This is a genomic window from Paenisporosarcina quisquiliarum (assembly GCF_043641925.1).
GTDB lineage: Bacteria > Bacillota > Bacilli > Bacillales_A > Planococcaceae > Paenisporosarcina > Paenisporosarcina quisquiliarum_A.
In genome coordinates this window covers 67,234-87,479 of the sequence record NZ_JBHZRU010000001.1, presented here as the reverse complement: position 1 = coordinate 87,479, position 20,246 = coordinate 67,234, and the positions used below count along the sequence as shown (strand labels likewise).

Sequence of the window (20,246 nt, the reverse complement as noted above, 5' to 3'; positions counted from 1 at the left end):
TTAACACTGAGATTAATAACAGTTTGTCCGGCTCGGTCGATTATATGCGTGCAGACCTTTCTCCAATTTCAACCATTATGCTGTCGGCTGATTTAACTCTTCTCTTAAATCGTGAATAATCTTTTTCTCTAATCGGGAAATATATGATTGCGATATACCTAGTAAGTCGGCAACTTCTTTTTGAGTCATTTCTTCCTTGCCATTTAAACCAAAACGACATTCCATAATGTATTTTTCCCGTTTATCTAACAGATCAATGGCTGAAAACATGAACTGTCTTTCAATTTTTTTCTCAACATCTTCTGAAATAATATGTTCATCCGTTCCTAAAATATCAGAAAGCAATAGTTCATTTCCATCTGCATCTGAATTTAATGGTTCATCAAAAGAAACCTCTGATTTTAGTTTGCTCGTTTTTCTTAAATGCATGAGAATTTCATTTTCAATACATCTTGAAGCATAAGTGGCAAGTTTAATCTTTTTTTCCACATTGAATGTTTCAATTGCTTTGATCAGACCAATCGAACCTATACTGATTAAATCTTCGATATTCGTACCTGTATTTTCAAATCGTCTTGCAATATATACAACCAATCTTAAATTTCGTTCAATTAATTTGTCGCGTGCGGTTAAACTGCCATTCATAAAGTCCTCAATTGTTTGAGCCTCTTCTTCGCGATTCATCGGCACCGGAAGAGATTCGCTACCTCCAATATAAAAGGTCCCTTTTGCTCGCCAAGAAAGCCAAAATTGAACGATTCGATTCCACAATTTCATGAACATAGCATTACTCCTCTCGACTGTTGAACAAATAATGTTGACGCATGTAATATCGCTTCCGTTTGACGTGGAAAATGATGGCTGTTTTTCGTAAGGACAAGATAACAAGGTGGCAAAGCACATTCTGTTTCTTGAATCATTCGTATGTTATCCATTTTAATTCCAACTGCCCAGGTATTTTCACTTTGAACAGTGGCTAAACGAATCAATCTAACATCCTGCTGAAACTCTTTTGGAACTTCTGAGATTTGAGAAGGGTTACTTCCATCAAAGTCATTTAAAAACGCCCATAGTTTTGGTGGAATTACTGACTCGAGTTTTTTAGATGATACAAAATGCACAGGTTTACCTGAAAGACTCTCCATACATTGATTTCCGGTATCTGTATAACTTTCTAAGACAATTTCATGTCCAAAAATCATTAATTTCACTTTGCTACGATACATTTCTTTAACACCTTTAAGGTTAATTCTAAACCAATTTTTATAGACGCCTGATAGACTTCCAAGTAAAGCAACGATCAGGATAGCGAATACAATATACGAATTAACTAGTTTCAACCATGGTTGTATAACCGTTAATAACCCCCCTGCAAACAAAGCTGCTATGATACAATTTGATGCAGCTAATAGCCAATTAGAGCGATTAAAGCCAAAAGCCATCAAGATCATACAAATAAAGGTCCCAATAATTGATAGTAGACTTCCACCGAATAAGACAATTAAAAAGCCACCTACAAACGCACTAATCCATAATCGTACCTTAGTTTGTTGAAAAGTACCCATTTTGTTTGTAAATGAGAGTAGGCAGTAATTAATCAGTGCGTTTAACGTAATCATTACTTCAGCATACATTTTCTCACCTCCTACAAAAACTTTAGCATGATAACTGTTCAAACTTTGTCAGCTTTTGACAGAGATAATAAAAAATCGCACGACAAAAAGCCCCATCTTTTTCAACGACTGTTGAGAAAGATGAGGCTTTTATTTATATCTATTGACGTTTTTGACGGTTACGTAAAAACGTTGGAATATCTAAAGTATCTTCTTGTTGATTAGACTGTTGTTGATTTCTTACAGGTTCTTGTTGATAGCTTGGTACTTCTTCTCTACGTGTTTCACGAATAGGAGCTTGTGGTTGAGTTGGTTGTTGCTGTTGTCTACCAGCACCAAATCCACCAGATCTCGTAGTACGAGTAGATAAAGGCTCTTCATTAAAACCAGTAGCAATAACTGTTACGATAATTTCATCCTTAAGATTATCATTAATAACAGAACCGAAAATCATATTTACATCTTCATCAGATGCTGAAGCAACGATATCGGCAGCTTCCTGAACTTCGAATAAGCTTAAGTTAGAACCACCTGTAATATTCATTAAGACCCCTTTAGCACCATCAATAGATGTTTCAAGAAGTGGACTTGAAATTGCTTTTTTTGCAGCTTCTGCAGCACGGTTTTCACCTGAAGAAATACCGATACCCATTAATGCTGAACCTTTGTTAGACATAATTGTCTTCACATCTGCAAAGTCTAAGTTAATTAAACCTGGGACAGCGATTAAATCAGAGATACCTTGAACACCTTGTCGTAACACATTATCCGCTTCACGGAATGCTTCTAACATTGGCGTGTTTTTATCAACGATTTCAAGTAAGCGATCGTTAGGAATGACGATTAATGTATCAACAGCTTCTTTCATCTGTCCAATACCACCAATTGCTTGTGTTGAACGTTTACGTCCTTCAAATGTAAATGGACGAGTAACTACACCAACAGTAAGTGCGCCTATTTCACGTGCAATTTGAGCGATTACTGGAGCCGCTCCAGTACCTGTTCCTCCACCCATACCAGCAGTTACAAATACCATATCTGCTCCACGTAGTGCTTCTTCAATTTGTTCTCTGCTTTCTTCAGCAGCTTTTTTACCAACTTCTGGATTCGCTCCTGCTCCTAGTCCTCTAGTAAGCTTCGCTCCAATTTGAAGTCTGATTTCTGCTTTTGAAAGATTTAAAGCTTGTGCATCTGTGTTTACTGCTATAAATTCTACACCTTGTACGCCATGTTCAATCATTCGGTTTACAGCATTGTTTCCGCCGCCACCTACACCAATGACCTTGATGACTGCAAGTTGATCTACGCTTGTGTCAAATTCCAACATCGCATTTCCTCCTTAAGTTGCTCTTAGTCTATTACCAGTTTTTATTCAAAGAATTTGTCGAGGAACTTTCGTGCTTTCCCCATAACGCCTTCTTTGTTCTCATGTTGAACTTGTACTTGTTTTTGTTTTTTTGATGTTGTAGGACTCTGTTCAGGTTTACGTGATTGAATGAGTGCACTACTCCCGCCTAAGCGACCAAAAAACATATCTTCCATGTAAGCGTAACGTATTAAGCCTACTGCGGTCGCGTATTGTGGCTCACGCACTCCAATATATTCTGGCGTATACAAGCGTACACGAGTTTGTAATATATGTCGTGCTAACTGTGAGAGCCCTTCTAATTTCCCAACACCACCGGATATAACGACTCCACCAGGAAGGTCTTGAAGACCCATACGGTAAAACTCTTCTAAAATCATTTCGAAAAGTTCTTCTAATCGTACACCGATAATTTCAGATATGTACCGTTGACTATATTGTTCTTTCGTGTCTGCTCCAATCACAGGAACTTCGAACAACTCATCATCTGATGCATCATCATAAAAGGCATGTCCATATTGATGTTTAATTTTTTCTGCTTGTTCAGTAGGAGTCTTTAAAACAATCGATAAATCTTTTGTTATATGATCTCCACCTACAGGTAAAACAGAGGTATGCGACAATTGACCATCTTGGAATATAGAAATGGTTGTTGAACCGCCACCGATATCAATAAAGGCTGTCCCATGATTTTTTTCATCATCAGACAAAGCAAAATATCCAGAAGCAAGTGGTTGTAAGTAGATTTCACGAATATTTAATCCAGCTCGTTCTACGCATCGCAAGACATTATGTAAAATTGTCTTAGATGTCGTCATCATGGTACCATCCATTTCTAAACGAATACCAATCATTCCACGCGGATCTTTTATCTCATCTAAGTGATCTACTACAAATTGTTTAGGTACTAAATTTACTAATTCTCTTTCCGGTGGAATCGACATTACTTGTGCAGATTCCATGACACGATCTAAATCGTCATCGGTGATTTCACGATTTTCACTGTTAACTGCGACGACGCCCTTAACATGCTGTAACATCGCTTGATTAGCAGGAATTCCTAAAACCACTTCGTTAATAGACATTCCTATCATTCTTTCAGCTTGATCAATTGCTTTTTTAATAGATTGCACGGTTGCATCTATATCAACAATAGCACCTTTACGTATTCCATTTGATTTTACATTCCCTACACCGATAACATTAAGGGAACCATTTGTCATTTCACCAATAAGTACTTTAATAGACGATGAACCTATATCTAAAGAAACATATAATTCTGTTTGATTCAAACCGTGGCACCTCCTTCAACAACTCTTTACTCCTCATTCTATTGCATTATGACATGCTTGTCTAAGTAAAATCGCTAAAAGTTGTAAATTTTCCTTCTATTCTACTGTTTTTACTCAACTTGCCCTTTTCTTTCTGCCCACTTTGTTAATAATATTCTCCGGATAACTGCAATGTTTTGGAAAAGACGTACGCCAAAAGCGAAAATTGCTGCTAAATACAAGTCTATTCCTAAATGTACTCCTAGAAATGCTAAACCAGCTGCTAATGCAATGTTAAAGAAAAAACCAGAAACGAATACTTTGTCATCATATACCTGTTGAAGTTGAGCTCGTATTCCACCGAATAACGTATCGAGTGCAGCAAGAACCGCTATCGATAAATAATTTTCGTATACCGTTGGAATATGAATATCTGTAAGCAAACCAAGTGAAATTCCTAAGATCAATCCAAGTAAGGGCAACCACATTTTTAATCACTCTCCGTTGCTTCTGATAAATAATTAAGTTTAATTTTTTGATTGTATGCTGGAATCGTTAAATCAGAAATTGGTTCTTCAATAGTTAAGGTTAAATTATCAATGAAGAAATCATCCGCAATCATAGATGTTTGGAGATAGCTATAAAGCAATTCCGCTTCTTCTAATGTATCTGTTCCTACGCGAATATTAAATGGAGGTGTTCGGACGTTCAAACCATTAACTGTTGTTTGCCCATTTACATCTCGAATAGGTGTTGTCGTAATAATTCTTTTTCCATCCACATCGATATAATGACCGTTGAACCGATTAATTTCATTAATTAACCGATCAAGTAAATCTGGTGAAATAGATGTAACGGTTTCTCCAAAGACTTGTCCTTCCAACGATGGTTCTATTTTCAACACTAAACCCGGTCCCGACACTTCAGTTAATCCCGCTTGAGCTCTTAAGTTTTCTAAAGTGTCATTTAAAGCTTGTGCTGGACTTTCACTTTGAAGGTTTTCGTATTTCATGATGGTTTCATCCTCGGAGCGGATATTGGACAACAATTCAGAGTGAAGTTTTTTCTCTTTAGATAATTCTTGACGAATTTCCCAAATATCTCGAGTATCCCGTTGTTCTGGTTGTTGAACTGTATTATATTGAACGGCAATCATGAAACCGACTAATAATAATATAAAAGTAAATCGCATATAAACGCCTTGTTTCATCTTGACCGCTCCTTTCTCAACAATTCGATTTGACATGGTGTTACTTTCAGGTAACGTGCTGCGATCTACATCCAGGCTAATGCCTGTGTTAAATTCAACACTTCATTGATTCCTCGGTAACACCGCAGGACTATGCCAGTAATTAAAGTGCAGGCATCGTCATCTTCTTATTTGCTTCTATTGTCACAATAATATTGTCATTAAGTAATTGATCTAAGACACCACCACTTAACTCTAATGAAGGAATGAGAACTTCAGTGTCTCCTATCGCCTCAATTACAAACGGAGCTGGAAATTGTTTTCCGTCAATTGTAATCACGGGACCATTACATCTAATATACGAATTCGCATGTAAGCGTTGGCCATTAATCGAAATCGCTTCTGCACCAGAAATCTTAAGTTCATTCAGCACTTTAAACACATGGCTTTCGTGAACAATATAGTCATTTGGGTTTTCAGAAACAGGATCGTACTCTGCATCCTGCAATTGAACCTTCACACCTTCCCCAGTTGAGGGAATAACCCCTAAAAGTAATCGAAGGTCTTCAGCTTCTTGTATTAAACTATCGTACCTTTCTTCACTACCAACTAAAGCTTGTTCAATTTTTCTAACCTCTTTTTGTCGGGCGACTAATTCATTTGCTAATTCTTTATTCCGCTCTTTTTGTTGAATCAAATCTTCACGATAGCGTTCTTCTTGTTCAAAATAACCTGTACCACTGGTCATTCCCGTGGATTTTTTAGCACTCGATAAACTATACGAATAGGAGAGAATAAACCCAAGCACTAAACAAACAATGGAAAAAATAATACGTTTATTGATAATGCTTCGATTGTTATTCTTCTGTTGCTTCTTCATCTTCGGCCTCCTCTTCTAATGGTTGTGGATTATACATATCTGCATAAGATTGGAAGAATGAACCAACTTCAAGATCAATTACGCCTTTCTCATCTCCATCTATTTGAGCGAGTAAAGCTGGGTAATAATTTATTTTTTTTGCGAAAGATGGAATAATCGCTCTTACTTCATTTCCGTCGTTCATAAATAAACGAATGCGGTATGGATCAGATTCAGATGGGACAGATTCAATTTGAGAAATCATGGAAAAAATATTTGCATCTAAATCAGCAAGCTCTTTTACTAAGCGTAAACGAACCGCTTCATCCTCAAAGCCACTAAGCAATGGCGCATCAATTGGTGGGAATTTTTCATTGGTTTTAAAAAGTTTCCCGTTACCTAACACCATTTGGACATCTTCGTCCGTTTCCATATAAGCAGCTTTTTGCCACTCCTCAATTTGAATATGAACAGAAGTAAGTCCACTTCTTTTTACTTTTACAGATTTAACCCATTCATTAGATTGAATTAACTCTTCAGCAGAACTTGTCCTAATTTCCCACATCGATTGGCCAGTTTCGATGCCACTCTTTTTAATATACGATTCACTAGAAGCTAATGTTGCCCCGTCTACATGAATTTTTTGAACCAAGCTATATGGAGATTGAAAGTAGAGGAGACCAAGTAATGTCATAAGGAAAAGGACAAGCAATAACGTGAATTTTCTATTCGTTCTTTTTTTACGACGATCGCGCAAAGTTGGAATTCTATCTTCAATATCGATTATTTTTTCCACGTTATGCCTCCTCCTTCTTACTTACTTTGATCTTTTGAAAAATGAAGAATTATACCAACTATTAACCATGTGGAAAATAAGGATGTTCCTCCATAACTTATGAATGGCAAGGTTACACCAGTTACAGGAAATAAACCAATGACCACCCCGATATTAAGGAAAATTTGACTTCCCATCATGCTAATAAAACCTGCGATGACAAGCGATCCCATCGTCGAGGATGAGAGCACTGCTAGTCTATATCCGGTGTAAAGAAACATGAAGAACAAACCGATTAACACAACCGCTCCGATAAACCCCATTTCCTCAACGATGATGGAGAAAATAAAATCATTTTGAGGTTCTGGGAGATATAAAAACTTTTGCCTACTTTGTCCATATCCATGTCCGAATAATCCTGAAGGACCAATTGCAAGTAATGATTGTATGCCTTGGAATCCACTTCCTAATGGATCTTCCCACGGATTGATAAAGGCTTCAATTCGTTTTAAGCGATACGGAGCCGAGATGATTAATGCAACAATTGAGAGAATACCAGAAACGCCAATCACCATAAAAAACTTCATTGGATAACCAGCAATAAATAACAAAGCAAAAGCACCTATGATTAATAAGAAAGCCGATCCAAAGTCAGGTTGTATTAAAATAATTCCAGCCGGAACTAGACAAATTAGCAGATGTGATAGTTTCCATTTCATTTTAAGATGTGCTGATGTAGCTAATAAAGTTGATAAATAAGTGATAACAGCTATTTTGACAAATTCAGCTGGTTGAATACTAAAGCCTGCTAGTTGAATCCAACTTCGAGAACCATTTCTCACTACTCCTAAACCGGGAATATAAACAGCAAATAATAAAACTACTGCTAAGGCGTACATCACCTTCCAAAAGGTTGGCTGGGAAGTCATTGGGTTTTTATATAAAACCCATGCCGCAAACATGCCTAGGAAGCCGTATATGGATTGTTTCCAGAAAAAAGGCATACTATCTTCATAATGCACTTTGCCCCAGTAAGAGCCCGCTGAGTATACAAAACTGAGTCCAATAGCAGTAAGTACTATACTTAATATCAAAAATGTTTTGATAGGTTTGACTTGCAGGATCGGCATCCCTTCGTTTGTCTATTTATTTATCAATCTTTCAAATTAAAAACAGCTGTAATAAAATCGTCACCGCGTAATTCAAAATTCGGATACTGATCCCAACTTGCACATGCAGGTGAAAGCAAGACTATATCTTCAGGCACAGAAATTTCTGCTGCTAAATGCACCGCTTCTTTCACATCATGAACCATGAATGTTTGAGAAACTCCGCATGACTCAGCAAATTCTTTTAATCGCCCACTTGTTTCTCCAAATGAAATTAAGGCTTTGACACGATTCATATGAGGTCTTAACTCTTCAAACGAATGCCCTCGGTCTAATCCACCAGCTAATAAAATGACGGGATCTTCAAAAGCAGCAATTGCACTCTTCGTAGCAAGTGTATTGGTAGCTTTTGAATCATTATAAAATTTTCGTTGATTCCAATCACGAACAAATTGAGTGCGGTGCTTTACACCTGTAAAGGACGACAGAACATGTAAGATTGTTTCTTTTGGACAATCTAAAGTTGTAGCAGCAGCAATAGCAGATAATACATTCTCTAAATTATGCTCGCCTGGAAGCGCTATTTGTTTTCGAGAAACATATTCTTCGCCATGTAAATAAACAAATTCTTCATCGGCACTAATTCCTTCTTCAGTTCTTCCTTTCGTTGAGAAAGGCATCAACTTCGCTTTCGTACGTTTGGCAAATTTGGCTACTTCTTCTTGATCTTGATTATAAATAAATAAATCTGAAGCATCTTGATGCTGAGTAACTGCAAATTTCGCTTCGCCATATTCATCAAATGAGCCATGATAATCTAAATGTGCTTCATATAAATTTGTCCAAATTGAGATTTTCGGTTTAAATGCTTCCGTTCCCATTAGCTGAAAACTTGAAAGTTCCGTAACAATAATTTGATCAGAACTAGCTTCTTCAGCCACTTTACATGCTACTGTTCCAATATTTCCAGCAATTAATGGCTTCAATCCACCTTGGTTTAACATGTGGAATAATAATGTTGTAGTTGTCGTTTTCCCATTTGAACCTGTAATTCCGATTAATGGCGCTTCACTAATTCGATAGGCAAGCTCCACTTCCGTCCAAACTGGAATTTTACGTTTAACAGCATCGGCAACAATTGGGTTATGATACGGAATTCCAGGATTTTTAACAACTAATTCAAATCCTTCGTCTAATAAATCCTCGGGGTGTCTGCCACATATCACGGTTATCCCCTTACTTAATAATGCTTGAGCATCTGGACTTTCTTCAAAAGGTTTCGCATCGTTAACTGTCACAAATGCACCTAACTTATGTAGCAACTCTGCTGCAGCTACTCCACTTTTCGCTAAACCAAGAACTAATACTTTTTTTGATGTAAATTCGTTTGTCAGTTTCATTTACATCACCTCCAACATAACCGCTACAAATGCTGCTAAGAAAGCAGTAGACCAAAAGACAACTACCACTTTCCATTCAGACCATCCAGATAACTCAAAATGATGGTGTAGTGGACTCATTTTAAAAATCCGTTTTCCAGTCGTCTTAAAACTAATCACTTGTAGAATAACGGACAATGTTTCTGCCACAAATACGATTCCGACCAGTAGCAATAACAATTCTTGTTTTACTAAAATAGATAGCATCGCTAATGCTCCGCCTAAAGCCAATGAACCTGTATCGCCCATAAAGACTTTCGCGGGATTTGCATTGAAAATCAAAAACCCTAAAAGTGCGCCAGTAACTGCAAATGCAAAAATAGCCAATGATGTTTGGTCATATACAAGCGCGATTACACCAAAGGCACTAAAAGCAATAGATGCCGTGCCTGAAACAAGTCCGTCTAGTCCATCAGTTAAATTAATTGCGTTTGAAAAACCAACTAACCAAAAAATCATAAATGCTACATATGCCACTCCTAAGTCAATTGACCAATCCGTAAAAGGAATCGCTAAAGAAGTAAAAGCTGGTCCTGGTTTCAATAAGAAGAACGCAGCAATAGCTAAAATGATTTGCCCAATCAGTTTTTGGAGAGAAGTTAACCCTAGATTACGTTTTAGGACAACTTTGATGAAATCATCGAGAAAACCAATCACGCCAAATCCAACCAATACTAAAAGTAAGACAATCGTTTGAGTAGTCAACATATTAAAATACAAAGAAACGCCTATAGTTGATAGAACAATTGAAAGTAAGAAGACTAGACCGCCCATCGTCGGTGTACCTGCTTTTTTCATATGTGATTTAGGACCTTCTTCTCGAATGCTTTGACCGAATTTCATTCTTTTTAAAGCAGGTATAAATAAAGGTGTTAACAGTACTGTTAGTATGAAGCCTACGGCAATTATCATTAATGTTGTGGCGAGTGTCATATGTATTCTCCTTCAAAACCTTTGAAAAGTTTTATGATTTTTATTTTTATTCAATGGTACAAATTAGATTTAATCGAAATTCATCTAATTATGAACACTGAAATTCTTACGTTTTATTCGCGTAAATAAAGATGAATCGTCCCATCAATCGAAAGTTTACTACCTGCCTCTGGAAGTTGAGATTCAATAATGGACCCAGTTCCATGCCATTCAATTCGGAAAGGTTCATTCAAATCCATAACAACTTCTTTCTTTTCTCCAACGAGTTCAGGGACACGAGCTTCTAAACGATCACCCCACCGATACTCTTTATCAATTTGAATCGTTCGTTTTTCAAAACCGATATAAGGTGCAGAATCTTCGATAATTTGGCCCACAATAGGTGCTGCAATAACCCCACCGAATTGAAGAGAATGTTTCGGATTATCGATTGCTACATAAACAACAATTTCCGGGTCGTCTATCGGTGCAAATCCGATGAATGAAACAATATATTCCCCTTCAACATATCGACCATTTACCGCTTTTTGTGCTGTACCCGTTTTTCCGCCGATTCTCATAAAGTCTCGGAATGATTGTCTCCCCGAACCATTTGCAACCACGGATTCAAGAGCTTCTCTAACTTCTTTAGAAGCTTTCTCCGAAATCACTTGTCTAACTATCTTCGGATTATTCTCTAACTCTACTGCTCCTGTTTCTTCATTGTAAACCCTTTTCACAACATAAGGTTGATAAAGCGTACCTCCATTGACGGCAGCGGAAACCGCTTGCACTTGTTGCAGCGGAGTGACAGAAATCCCTTGACCGAACGAGGTAGTTGCATGCTCAACTGGACCATATGATTCTTTTGAAAACAAAATACCTGTAGATTCTCCTGCAATAGCTGAACCGGTCTTTTGACCAAATCCAAAGTCTCGAATGTATTGTGATAATTTTTCACGTCCAACTCGTGCTCCCAGTTCAATAAAGCCTGGGTTGCATGAATTCTCCACTACTTCTAAAAAGGATTGTTGTTTATGTCCTTCCCTTTTCCAACATCGGAGTCGTGTACCTTCAACAATGCTATAACCTGGATCGTAAAATTGATCATTTTGAAGATCAACTTTACCTTCTTCGAGTGCAGCTGCTAAGGTAATAATTTTAAATGTAGAGCCAGGCTCGAATGTCATCGATACCGGCAAGTTCTGATTATAAACGCTAGGACTAACTTTGTCATATTGTAAAGGATGGAAAGTCGGGAAAGATGAAAGCCCTAAAATTGCTCCTGTCTTTGGATTCATAGCAATTGCTAATGCCTGATCCGCCTCGTATTTTATCATAGCTTGAGATAATTCTCTTTCCATGATTTGTTGAACATCTAAGTCAATGGTTAGTTCTAGAGATGAACCCTCTTTTCCTTCTTTCCAATCGTCGTTCACATGCGGCAAGCTATTTCCTTTTGCATCCGTAAATAATCTCAAGTTCGACTTAACTGCAGTCATTTGCTTATCATACTGAAATTCCAATCCAGCTAACCCTTGATGATCATACCCTGTAAATCCTAGTAAGCGTGAAAGTAATTCTCCGTAAGGATAATCACGAACATAATCTACACCCGTATAAACGCCTGGTATTTGAAGGGATTGAATATGTAATGCTTGTTTAACATCTATGTTTTTTCCTTCAGGAGCAAGCTTAACTAAGAATTCTCGTTTGTTCATTTTTTCAAATAAAACATCTGATTCGACACCTAAAACGCCACTTAACTGTTTTGCTGCTTTTTCAATTTCATCGTTTTGGGCGGGCATAAAATAAATGGTAGGCGCTAATTTGCTTCCTACAATTAATTCACCATGGCGATCGCGTATATTCCCTCTTGTTTGAGAAAAAGGGATTTCACGATCCCAATTCTCTTCCGCTTTTTGTGACAAGAATTGAAACTGAAAAAATTGAACATGCACCAATTTCAGGACCGATAAAATCGCTAAACAAAAAAATAAAATGACCATTGTCCGCAATCTAATTTTTAACCGATAAGGCATTCCTGTTTTCATTTTATCCACACCTTGTTTTTAACAACGTATGACTGAAAAGGAATGCCTATTCAATGATTAATCTTGTGGAAGCTTTTCTTCTTCACTTTCTTCAGGCATTTCTATATGCACATTTGACTGTTCAGGCGTTTCTAATTTGATGACGACTGGCCCATCTTCAGTGATAACAGTACCTGGTGAGACACTTTGATTTACAACAAAACCATTTCCAAGTATTTCAAATGAAATCCCTGTTAAACTTTCATAAACCATCAGGTTACGTTTTGACCAGCTGGTGAAGTCCGGAATGACAATTGGACCATCTGTTTTCAAAATAACGACACTACCTTGTAATACTTCAGTTTCGCCTTTAGGATACTGGTTCTTTATTTCCCCACCATCACCAATGATAATCGTGTTTATTTTTTGATTTGCCAATTTGGCTTGCACGTCTTTTGCATTCTGCCCCATGTAAGAAGAAATTTGAACAGGTGGAGTACTGATTATTTCTTTTGGTTTAATATTCATGTATTTTAAGCCATTTTCCGTAACCGATTTAAAAATCTCTGAAACTGGGATTGACCCAACCTCTGTATCTTTTAATTTAGGTTTTGATACTGCCACATATACCACCAATTGAGGATCGTCTGCTGGTGCCATGCCAAGGAATGAATACAGATAGTTTTCGTATCCGTATTGGTATCTGCCTCGATCATCAGGAATTTCTGCAGTACCTGTTTTGCCGGCTACCGTATAGTCAGATAGTTGGAATCTTTTAGCCGTTCCATTTTCTGATGTAACGGTTGAAGCAAGCAACTCCCTCATTTGTTTAGCCGTTTGTGCTGAAATCGGTTTACCCGCTTCGCTAGGCTTTGAATCATGCATTACTTTATTAGTTGCAGGATTTACTATTTTTTCAATGACATATGGCTTCATCATCACGCCATCATTCGCAATTGCCGTTTCTGCTTGAATCAATTGCATAGGGGTTACTGTTGAACCTTGACCGAAAGTTGAAACGAGTCTATCAGTAGGATATTGACTAATAATTTTCCCACTCGCTTCATTAGGCAAATCAATCCCAGTTTTCTCACCAAACCCAAATGCATCTAAATAACTTAGAAATGCTTTATCACCTAATCGTTCAAGCACATACGCCATTGCAACATTGGATGAACGTTGGAAGCCTTCTAGATACGTAATTGAACCCCAACCTTTTCGGTTATGATCTCGGATCGTACGATCATATAACGTATATTGACCTGATTGATACCATGCATTTGGATCCCATTTGTTTTCCTCCATTGCTGCTGCAACAGTAAATGTCTTCATGGTAGAACCAGGTTCAATTGTATTTTCAATGGTTTCATTCAGCCAATTCGTCGTTAATCCTTCGCGAGTTTCAGGATCAAAAGATGGTCGTTGACTCATTGCCAATATTTTGCCGGTTTTTGGATCGGCTACCATCGCAACTATTTTTTCAGGAGTATATTGTTCTTGTACTCTACTCATTGCATCTTCTAAAAAGTTTTGAATGGTTTTATCTAAAGTTAAATGAATGTTATACCCGTTTTCTGCGGGAGTTATCATTTCTTCTGAATTAGGAAGTAAATAACCCCATAAGTCACTTTCATATTCTATCTTTCCGTCAGTTCCTGTTAATTGTTTGTTATAAATATGTTCTAAACCCATTTTTCCAACGGTATCAAAGGTTCCATCTTCATTTTCTTCTTTTAGAGCAAAACCAATGAGATGAGAAGCAAATGTTCCATTTGGATAAAATCGTTTTAAGTCTCGCACAAAAACGATACCAGGAAGTTTTTGCTGACTGATTTTCGTCATAATTTCATGACTAATGTCTCGGCCAGCTTTCCCAAATTCCACTTGATACGGACCTTCTTTGGAAAGACGTTCGATAATTTTTTCTTTAGATAACGGCAAGTGGGCAGCTAATACTTCGGCCGTTTTCTCAATATCATTCACGTGTTTCGGATTTTTAGGATCCGCTGTTGCTTTTGGACTTAATACAGCTACTAATCGATAACTTAGTGTGTCCTCTGCGATTATTTCGCCATTTCGATCAACAATTTTCCCTCTGCTCGCATTAATAATTTGTTCTCGCTCATATTTCGCAGCTGCTTTTGCTGCAAGAGCTTGACCTTCTGCTTCTCCAGTGACTTGGATAAAAATCATCCGTGACAACAACATAAAAAAGAGCCCTCCATAAAACAAAAACATTAGAAAGGCTCCCCATTGAAATCGAAATTTCTTTTTCATTGTCCCGTAACAACCTTCACATTTTGCTCGTTCAGTTTCAAGCCAAGTTCTTTCGCTTTTTCCCATACGCGCTCATATGTTGAAAGTTCACTTACTTGAATGGACAAATCAGTATTCTGTTTTTTTGTTTCTTCTATTTGTTGATTGATCGATTGAATTTCTTGAGTTGAAGTGTGGATGCTTGCTTGCGTTTGCAAAATCATTACACTGAACATCGTGATAACTGCTACGAACATAACAAATAGTATTTTTTCACCCTTTGTAAAAATTTTACGTTCTTGTTTTCTTTGGGGTTGGATTGTCGGTTGTGGATTTACGACAGGTTGTTGTATGTATGTTTGTTGATTTCTCGCATGCATTGCCATTTAAACACGTCCCTCATCCTTTATTTTTTCAATAATACGAAGTTTTGCAGATCGCGATCGGTTATTGTGTTCCAATTCTTCTTCACTAGGAAGAATTGGTTTTCTTGTAATTAGTTTAAAATTAGGTTCCATACCTTCAGGAATCACCGGCAGGTTTGGTGGTAAATCTGGATAAGAAGCAGCTTCCTTGAAAATGGTCTTTGTTATACGATCCTCTAACGAATGGAAAGTTATCACACTTACTCGACCACCAGCTCCAAGCATCTCTAAAGCATCTTGTAGCGAATCTTCGGCAGCGCCTAATTCATCATTAACAGCAATACGAATGGCTTGGAATACTCGCTTTGCAGGATGCCCGCCTTTTCGTCTTGTTGCTGCAGGAATACCATCTTTTATTAATTCCACCAGTTGGAATGTCGTTTCAATTGGCGCATTATTTCGTGCTTCTTCAATTTTACGAGCAATCTGCTTAGAGAATTTTTCTTCACCATAGCGGTAAAAAATTCGAACTAAGTCATTGAATTCCCATTCATTCACTATGTGATACGCAGTTAATGTGGCAGTCGTATCCATCCTCATATCAAGAGGAGCGTCGTGATTATAACTAAAACCACGTTCCGGGGTATCTAGTTGCGGTGATGAGACACCAAGGTCATATAAAATTCCATCTACTTTTTCGATACCTAATTCAAGAAGTTTTTCTTTTAGTTCTCTAAAGTTCGCATGTACAAAGGTCACTTTATGGAGATGGTCAGCTAAACGCACTTTAGCATGTTCGATAGCTGTTGTATCTTGATCAAAACAAATGAGTTTGCCTTGTTCATTCAGTTGATGTACTAAATATTCGCTATGCCCTGCACCACCAAGTGTGCAGTCTACATAGATTCCATCTGGACGAATGTTCAATCCGTCAACAGTTTCTTTAAGCAATACGGTCGTATGGTTGAACAACTTCTCGTCCTCCTTCGATCTTTATTCTAAATATCAAAACCAATCATATTTTCAGCTAAGTCATTAAATGAGTCTTCAGATTCATCAAAATAAGTTGTCCAAGAATCTTTAGCCCATATCTCAATTCGGTTGGAAACACCAAGAACGATACACTCTTTTTCAACATGAGCGTGTGATAGTAAATTACTTGGTATATTAATACGGCCTTGTTTATCAATTTCAACTTCTGTCGCTCCAGAAAAGAAGAATCGTGTAAATGCACGAGCATCTTTTTTTGTGACAGGAAGTGCTTTTAATTTTTCTTCGAGTTTTCGCCATTCATTCATAGGATAGCCGAATAAGCAGTTATCAAGACCTCTTGTTATAACAAAAGTGTCTTCAAGGTGCTCGCGAAATTTTGCAGGTATTATTAGACGGCCTTTCGCATCAACACTATGTTGATATTCTCCCATGAACATGCTAGTCACCCCACTTATTGTCATTAATGTACCACATCCCCCCACTTTCCTCCACTTATTTTTAAAAATTCTTTCAATGAATCAAAAAATGTGTCAATAGTACTTGTTGAGACGGCTGTTTTTCCCTTTATTTCATACAAAAAACCGTCTCATAATAAAAAAGGGACGGTTTCAGACTGATGATCAACAAATATTCATTCATATAAAAGATTAGACATCTAATGAATGCACTAAATAGAAGAAGGTGGATGACTATTTCTTTCGCTTTCCGCGGAAGAAACGCAAGCCTCCTCATCACAGCTGTCCGTGACATCTGTGCCTGCGGGGTCTAGCTAGTTTCTTTTTTCCGCAGGAGTCTTCAGAAATAGTCAACCACCAAAAATAGTTTTAAAACCATTCTTAAAGTAATATTTCCCGACGATTGGAATAAATATCGTAAAGAAACCTGCTAGTATTTCTGCTTTTCTACCTCCCGCTAGCTTTGAAAAATGAAAATCCGTTTAAACGGATGTCGTTGTAATTATAAAGGAGTGTTCCAAAAGTCATCTTTCACAACTTTTGGGACACTCCCTTTATAATTGATTTAAATATAAATAATAGTATGTTTGCCATTAAATTCGAATGGCATTTCTAATAGTTTTTCAACCAATGACTCGCCCGCTTCGTTCATAAATAGATATGGGCTATAATTTCGTTCTTGCAGTGATTGTTCAGGATATAGCATTCCTTCTAAATGTTGAAACTTGCGAATCATCGTCTCATGGCGAATTAACGTATCATCCTCTACCTTTTGTTTCAAATAAGTAAATTGTTTTTGATGCTTATCAAGATTTGTATCGACTATCTTCCCAATAGATATTTCACTTGTTTCAATATAAGCCTTAAATTCTTCGTAATGTTTATTTAATGAATTTTGCATTTCGCTAATCATCGCATGTGCTTTATCGTCCTGGATTCCAATGATGAAATCTTCTTTACGGGATAATAAATGTCCATCGAAAGCATCTTCAATTGAAAGTTGAAGATCTTCTAAGTATTGTGCAGATTTTCGGTCCACTAATGTAATGGACAACCTTGGTACCATCACTGGTAATTCCATATCAAAATGCTCAAATACCGTTTTAAAGGTCGCCCAATATGCTAATTCCCCAGGTCCACCGACAAATGCTAAGACCGGAAATAGCATTTCTTGCATAAGTGGTCTTGTCACCACATTATTGCTTAATTGTTCAGGTGTTTTTTGGGCGATTTCTAATAATTCTTCTTTTGTTAGTTCAATACTAGCAGCTTCATTAATAAATAGATTATCTTGTCTCTTTAATAAAAAACGCTCGCCATCTTGGACAAAGAATAAGTGTGCATTATCAAAAGCTGCCTGTATTGGTTCACCATAACCCATCTCGTTAAATAGTTGTTCTTGTTGAACAACTCGTTTTGAAATCTCTTGAGATTCTTCAATCATCTTCGTGAAATATGGAGATTCTAGTTTTCTTAAAGGTTCATACGCTGCATCAATTAATAACAGTCCTTCATTCGCAAAAAAATCATGCATGAGTTTAGAGAAGAACTCACTATAAGTGCGACTATTAGAAGCAAAGGATTTCAGTTTTAAAAGAAGCTCTTTCGTATGCATTGTTTCACTTGTTTGTTTGAAAACACTTTCAATCAACATATTCACTTTGTCAGGTTCAATTTCTGTTTCAAAAGCCATTTGCTTTCGATTCGGACGATCATTATACGTATGTTTTACTAATCTTCCGTTTGCATGAGTGAAGGTCGAATTGATTTCATCCAAATCATGATCTTCTCCAGCAATCCAAAATACTGGAATGACTGGATGCTGTAGAGCATCTCGTTGTTGCTTGGCAAGAAGAATGACAGAAATCGCTTTATGTATCGAATATAGTGGACCCGTTAATAACCCTGCTTGTTGACCACCAATCACAACAAATGCATTTTCTTCTAACTCTTTTAAATGTTTTCCTACCTTATCGTTTGAAGGAAGATCCCCCATGAATGATCGAATGACTCGGGATAACTCTTTTCGCGCTGCTGGGTGATTTTGAAGCTTTTTAGCACGTTTTTCGTAGGATGCTGTCGATGGCATGTAATGAAATAATGAAGACACGCTCAGATTTTGATTGTAAAAGTCATGCATAAAAGTATTCATATTTGGTTGTTCAATTTGTTGCATTTTCATCGTGGTAACTCCTTTTTGTCTATATACAAAATGAGTATATCATTCAAAGAGTTGAGTGGAAAAACATACGACTTGTCCATATGCTAATTCATATAGTTCATCAATTTAACAATGAATCCACTTAATAAGACGATGATATAAACGAAGCTCAGCAAAATAAATAAAAATCGCCAAATTTTACGTAACAATGGAAGTAACTCAATTTCTTTTTTGTTTGTCCATTCTTGATAAGTCATAAACATACTAAGGACTAAAGCTATACATAAAATATAAATCATTGTCTTTAGGTCAAAAAGTGCTTCAACCGCAATAGGTACTGCGAAAAATAAGACAAATGTTGTCACATCAGCCGCTATTCCAAATGCACGGGCAGGTTTTCGATTACTTTTCAATGCGACAAATAAAACGATAAAAAACACAAGATAAGGAAGAAACAGCGCCACACTAACGATGTTCTGAATGATATTAAGCATAGTGAGCACCACTTTCTTCTTTGCTCTGTACTAGCGTGTACAAAATTTGAAGAGTCGGTAGGCTTTTATTTCGATTGGAAGCATGCTCGATGAGCGCCCCAGCGATTGCCTCGATCTCCGTTTTGGTTCCATGTTGAATATCTTGTAGCATAGATGATCGATTCTCAGCTGTCTTTTCACATAGCTTTTTCACGTCATCTAACCGAAGATGGCTCTTCATTTCCGGGAACGCTTCCATAACTTCTTCAAAAATCTTTTGAACGAGAGAGTAGCTATATGAGTTTTTAATTAATTCGCCATTAGGTACATTCAAAATAGCGGTTAATGGATTAATGCAAGCATTTAAGATTGTTTTTCTAAGTACTAACGTGTAAGCGTCAGATCCACAATGTATGGGAAATCTATCATCATCCGTCTGAAAAACCTGGACAGTTGGTTGGTTCGTTTTTTCAAGAGCTGCTAGATTTAATATGCCAAAACCTTTATGTAAGACAGTCGTAGAATCTTGTTTCATCGCACCATGTTCGATTGTTCCTATGTATGAATGATGATGTTGTATGTTTTCAAGCCACTTGAGATGAGCCATTCCATTTTGAATAAACACTAATTTTGTTTCCTGAGATGCTTCACTTAAAATAGACGACAATTGATCAAGTTGATGAGATTTAACAGCAATAAACCACCAGGCGTCCTTAGGTAATTCATGCACATGAAGTGTCGCGCGAACTGATACATTCACTTGTTCTAGATTCGGCATTATCCGAGTGATGCCTTTTTCTCTCAATGCGACTACTTGCTCTTCTTTGCGAGCAAGCATATAAATTTCATGTCCCATTTCAGCAAAATAGGAGCCTAAAAGTAAACCGATAGAGCCAGCACCTATAACACAAATTTTCAAGAGTTCCTCAACCCCTCTTTTTACTCAATTGGATTTTTCCTAATAGTGCAGAAAAAGG

19 protein-coding genes are annotated in these 20,246 nt (G+C 37.2%); all 19 read right to left on the bottom strand.

The genetic code is table 11. From position 1 onward, the window contains the following. Positions 1 to 75: 75 nt before the first annotated feature. The 19 genes from sigE to ACHUE4_RS00345 all read right to left on the bottom strand — a co-directional run bounded on the left by sigE (position 76) and on the right by ACHUE4_RS00345 (position 20,188). On the bottom strand, positions 76 to 783 hold the full coding sequence (gene sigE, locus ACHUE4_RS00435; protein ID WP_394187299.1) for an RNA polymerase sporulation sigma factor SigE: 708 nt from the start codon (positions 781 to 783) through the stop codon (positions 76 to 78). After that, positions 774 to 1,634 carry a sigma-E processing peptidase SpoIIGA gene (locus tag ACHUE4_RS00430; protein WP_394187298.1) on the bottom strand — a complete coding sequence of 287 codons (861 nt, stop codon included), beginning with the start codon at positions 1,632 to 1,634 and terminating at the stop codon, positions 774 to 776. Before ACHUE4_RS00430 ends, sigE begins: the two co-directional genes overlap by 10 nt. A 139-nt stretch (positions 1,635 to 1,773) precedes the next feature. Further along, positions 1,774 to 2,940 (bottom strand): cell division protein FtsZ, encoded by a 1,167-nt coding sequence (gene ftsZ / locus ACHUE4_RS00425; protein ID WP_394187297.1) that lies wholly within the window; start codon positions 2,938 to 2,940, stop codon positions 1,774 to 1,776. Positions 2,941 to 2,981: 41 nt separating this feature from the next. After that, positions 2,982 to 4,271 carry a cell division protein FtsA gene (gene ftsA / locus ACHUE4_RS00420; protein WP_394187296.1) on the bottom strand — a complete coding sequence of 430 codons (1,290 nt, stop codon included), beginning with the start codon at positions 4,269 to 4,271 and terminating at the stop codon, positions 2,982 to 2,984. Between the two features lie 110 nt (positions 4,272 to 4,381). Then, entirely contained in the window at positions 4,382 to 4,738 is a 357-nt protein-coding gene (locus ACHUE4_RS00415) for a small basic family protein (RefSeq protein WP_394187295.1), read from the bottom strand. A gap of 2 nt (positions 4,739 to 4,740) precedes the next feature. Beyond that, positions 4,741 to 5,460: a DUF881 domain-containing protein gene (locus ACHUE4_RS00410; RefSeq protein ID WP_394187294.1), complete on the bottom strand. Its 720-nt coding sequence runs from the start codon at positions 5,458 to 5,460 to the stop codon at positions 4,741 to 4,743. A 142-nt stretch (positions 5,461 to 5,602) separates the two neighbouring features. Then, the gene (locus tag ACHUE4_RS00405) at positions 5,603 to 6,319 is read right to left on the bottom strand and encodes a DUF881 domain-containing protein (protein WP_394187293.1); all 717 of its coding nucleotides are present in this window, start codon (positions 6,317 to 6,319) and stop codon (positions 5,603 to 5,605) included. After that, positions 6,297 to 7,094, bottom strand: a complete 798-nt coding sequence (locus tag ACHUE4_RS00400) for a cell division protein FtsQ/DivIB (RefSeq protein WP_394187292.1) — start codon at positions 7,092 to 7,094, stop codon at positions 6,297 to 6,299. Before ACHUE4_RS00400 ends, ACHUE4_RS00405 begins: the two co-directional genes overlap by 23 nt. Before the next feature lie 17 nt (positions 7,095 to 7,111). Beyond that, positions 7,112 to 8,203 carry a putative lipid II flippase FtsW gene (gene ftsW / locus ACHUE4_RS00395; protein ID WP_394187291.1) on the bottom strand — a complete coding sequence of 364 codons (1,092 nt, stop codon included), beginning with the start codon at positions 8,201 to 8,203 and terminating at the stop codon, positions 7,112 to 7,114. Positions 8,204 to 8,226: 23 nt separating this feature from the next. Then, a complete protein-coding gene (gene murD, locus ACHUE4_RS00390) occupies positions 8,227 to 9,582 on the bottom strand; it encodes a UDP-N-acetylmuramoyl-L-alanine--D-glutamate ligase (protein WP_394187290.1) in 1,356 nt (451 codons plus the stop codon). Continuing rightward, complete coding sequence (gene mraY, locus ACHUE4_RS00385) at positions 9,583 to 10,554, bottom strand: phospho-N-acetylmuramoyl-pentapeptide-transferase (protein ID WP_394187289.1); 972 nt, start codon at positions 10,552 to 10,554, stop codon at positions 9,583 to 9,585. Positions 10,555 to 10,667: 113 nt separating this feature from the next. Then, positions 10,668 to 12,587 (bottom strand): penicillin-binding transpeptidase domain-containing protein, encoded by a 1,920-nt coding sequence (locus tag ACHUE4_RS00380; protein WP_394187288.1) that lies wholly within the window; start codon positions 12,585 to 12,587, stop codon positions 10,668 to 10,670. A 57-nt stretch (positions 12,588 to 12,644) separates the two neighbouring features. Further along, the gene (locus ACHUE4_RS00375) at positions 12,645 to 14,774 is read right to left on the bottom strand and encodes a penicillin-binding protein (RefSeq protein ID WP_463510135.1); all 2,130 of its coding nucleotides are present in this window, start codon (positions 14,772 to 14,774) and stop codon (positions 12,645 to 12,647) included. A 65-nt stretch (positions 14,775 to 14,839) separates the two neighbouring features. After that, on the bottom strand, positions 14,840 to 15,208 hold the full coding sequence (gene ftsL / locus ACHUE4_RS00370; protein ID WP_394187286.1) for a cell division protein FtsL: 369 nt from the start codon (positions 15,206 to 15,208) through the stop codon (positions 14,840 to 14,842). Then, positions 15,209 to 16,159, bottom strand: a complete 951-nt coding sequence (rsmH, locus tag ACHUE4_RS00365; protein WP_394187285.1) for a 16S rRNA (cytosine(1402)-N(4))-methyltransferase RsmH — start codon at positions 16,157 to 16,159, stop codon at positions 15,209 to 15,211. It lies immediately after the preceding gene. Between the two features lie 26 nt (positions 16,160 to 16,185). After that, positions 16,186 to 16,617: a division/cell wall cluster transcriptional repressor MraZ gene (gene mraZ, locus ACHUE4_RS00360; protein WP_394187549.1), complete on the bottom strand. Its 432-nt coding sequence runs from the start codon at positions 16,615 to 16,617 to the stop codon at positions 16,186 to 16,188. A gap of 583 nt (positions 16,618 to 17,200) precedes the next feature. Further along, the gene (bshC, locus tag ACHUE4_RS00355) at positions 17,201 to 18,817 is read right to left on the bottom strand and encodes a bacillithiol biosynthesis cysteine-adding enzyme BshC (protein ID WP_394187284.1); all 1,617 of its coding nucleotides are present in this window, start codon (positions 18,815 to 18,817) and stop codon (positions 17,201 to 17,203) included. A gap of 83 nt (positions 18,818 to 18,900) precedes the next feature. After that, on the bottom strand, positions 18,901 to 19,290 hold the full coding sequence (locus ACHUE4_RS00350; protein WP_394187283.1) for a DUF3397 family protein: 390 nt from the start codon (positions 19,288 to 19,290) through the stop codon (positions 18,901 to 18,903). Next, positions 19,283 to 20,188, bottom strand: a complete 906-nt coding sequence (locus ACHUE4_RS00345) for a ketopantoate reductase family protein (RefSeq protein ID WP_394187282.1) — start codon at positions 20,186 to 20,188, stop codon at positions 19,283 to 19,285. Before ACHUE4_RS00345 ends, ACHUE4_RS00350 begins: the two co-directional genes overlap by 8 nt. Positions 20,189 to 20,246 lie beyond the last annotated feature (58 nt).

Excerpts from the sequence above, each read along its gene's own strand:
- sigE (WP_394187299.1), bottom strand. The coding sequence starts at position 783 with ATGTTCATGAAATTGTGGAATCGAATCGTTCAATTTTGGCTTTCTTGG.
- ACHUE4_RS00430 (WP_394187298.1), bottom strand. The coding sequence starts at position 1,634 with ATGTATGCTGAAGTAATGATTACGTTAAACGCACTGATTAATTACTGC.
- ftsZ (WP_394187297.1), bottom strand. The coding sequence starts at position 2,940 with ATGTTGGAATTTGACACAAGCGTAGATCAACTTGCAGTCATCAAGGTC.
- ACHUE4_RS00415 (WP_394187295.1), bottom strand. The coding sequence starts at position 4,738 with ATGTGGTTGCCCTTACTTGGATTGATCTTAGGAATTTCACTTGGTTTG.
- ACHUE4_RS00410 (WP_394187294.1), bottom strand. The coding sequence starts at position 5,460 with ATGAAACAAGGCGTTTATATGCGATTTACTTTTATATTATTATTAGTC.
- ACHUE4_RS00405 (WP_394187293.1), bottom strand. The coding sequence starts at position 6,319 with ATGAAGAAGCAACAGAAGAATAACAATCGAAGCATTATCAATAAACGT.
- ftsW (WP_394187291.1), bottom strand. The coding sequence starts at position 8,203 with ATGCCGATCCTGCAAGTCAAACCTATCAAAACATTTTTGATATTAAGT.
- murD (WP_394187290.1), bottom strand. The coding sequence starts at position 9,582 with ATGAAACTGACAAACGAATTTACATCAAAAAAAGTATTAGTTCTTGGT.
- mraY (WP_394187289.1), bottom strand. The coding sequence starts at position 10,554 with ATGACACTCGCCACAACATTAATGATAATTGCCGTAGGCTTCATACTA.
- ACHUE4_RS00380 (WP_394187288.1), bottom strand. The coding sequence starts at position 12,587 with ATGAAAACAGGAATGCCTTATCGGTTAAAAATTAGATTGCGGACAATG.
- ACHUE4_RS00375 (WP_463510135.1), bottom strand. The coding sequence starts at position 14,774 with ATGTTGTTGTCACGGATGATTTTTATCCAAGTCACTGGAGAAGCAGAA.
- ftsL (WP_394187286.1), bottom strand. The coding sequence starts at position 15,208 with ATGGCAATGCATGCGAGAAATCAACAAACATACATACAACAACCTGTC.
- mraZ (WP_394187549.1), bottom strand. The coding sequence starts at position 16,617 with ATGTTCATGGGAGAATATCAACATAGTGTTGATGCGAAAGGCCGTCTA.
- bshC (WP_394187284.1), bottom strand. The coding sequence starts at position 18,817 with ATGAAAATGCAACAAATTGAACAACCAAATATGAATACTTTTATGCAT.
- ACHUE4_RS00350 (WP_394187283.1), bottom strand. The coding sequence starts at position 19,290 with ATGCTTAATATCATTCAGAACATCGTTAGTGTGGCGCTGTTTCTTCCT.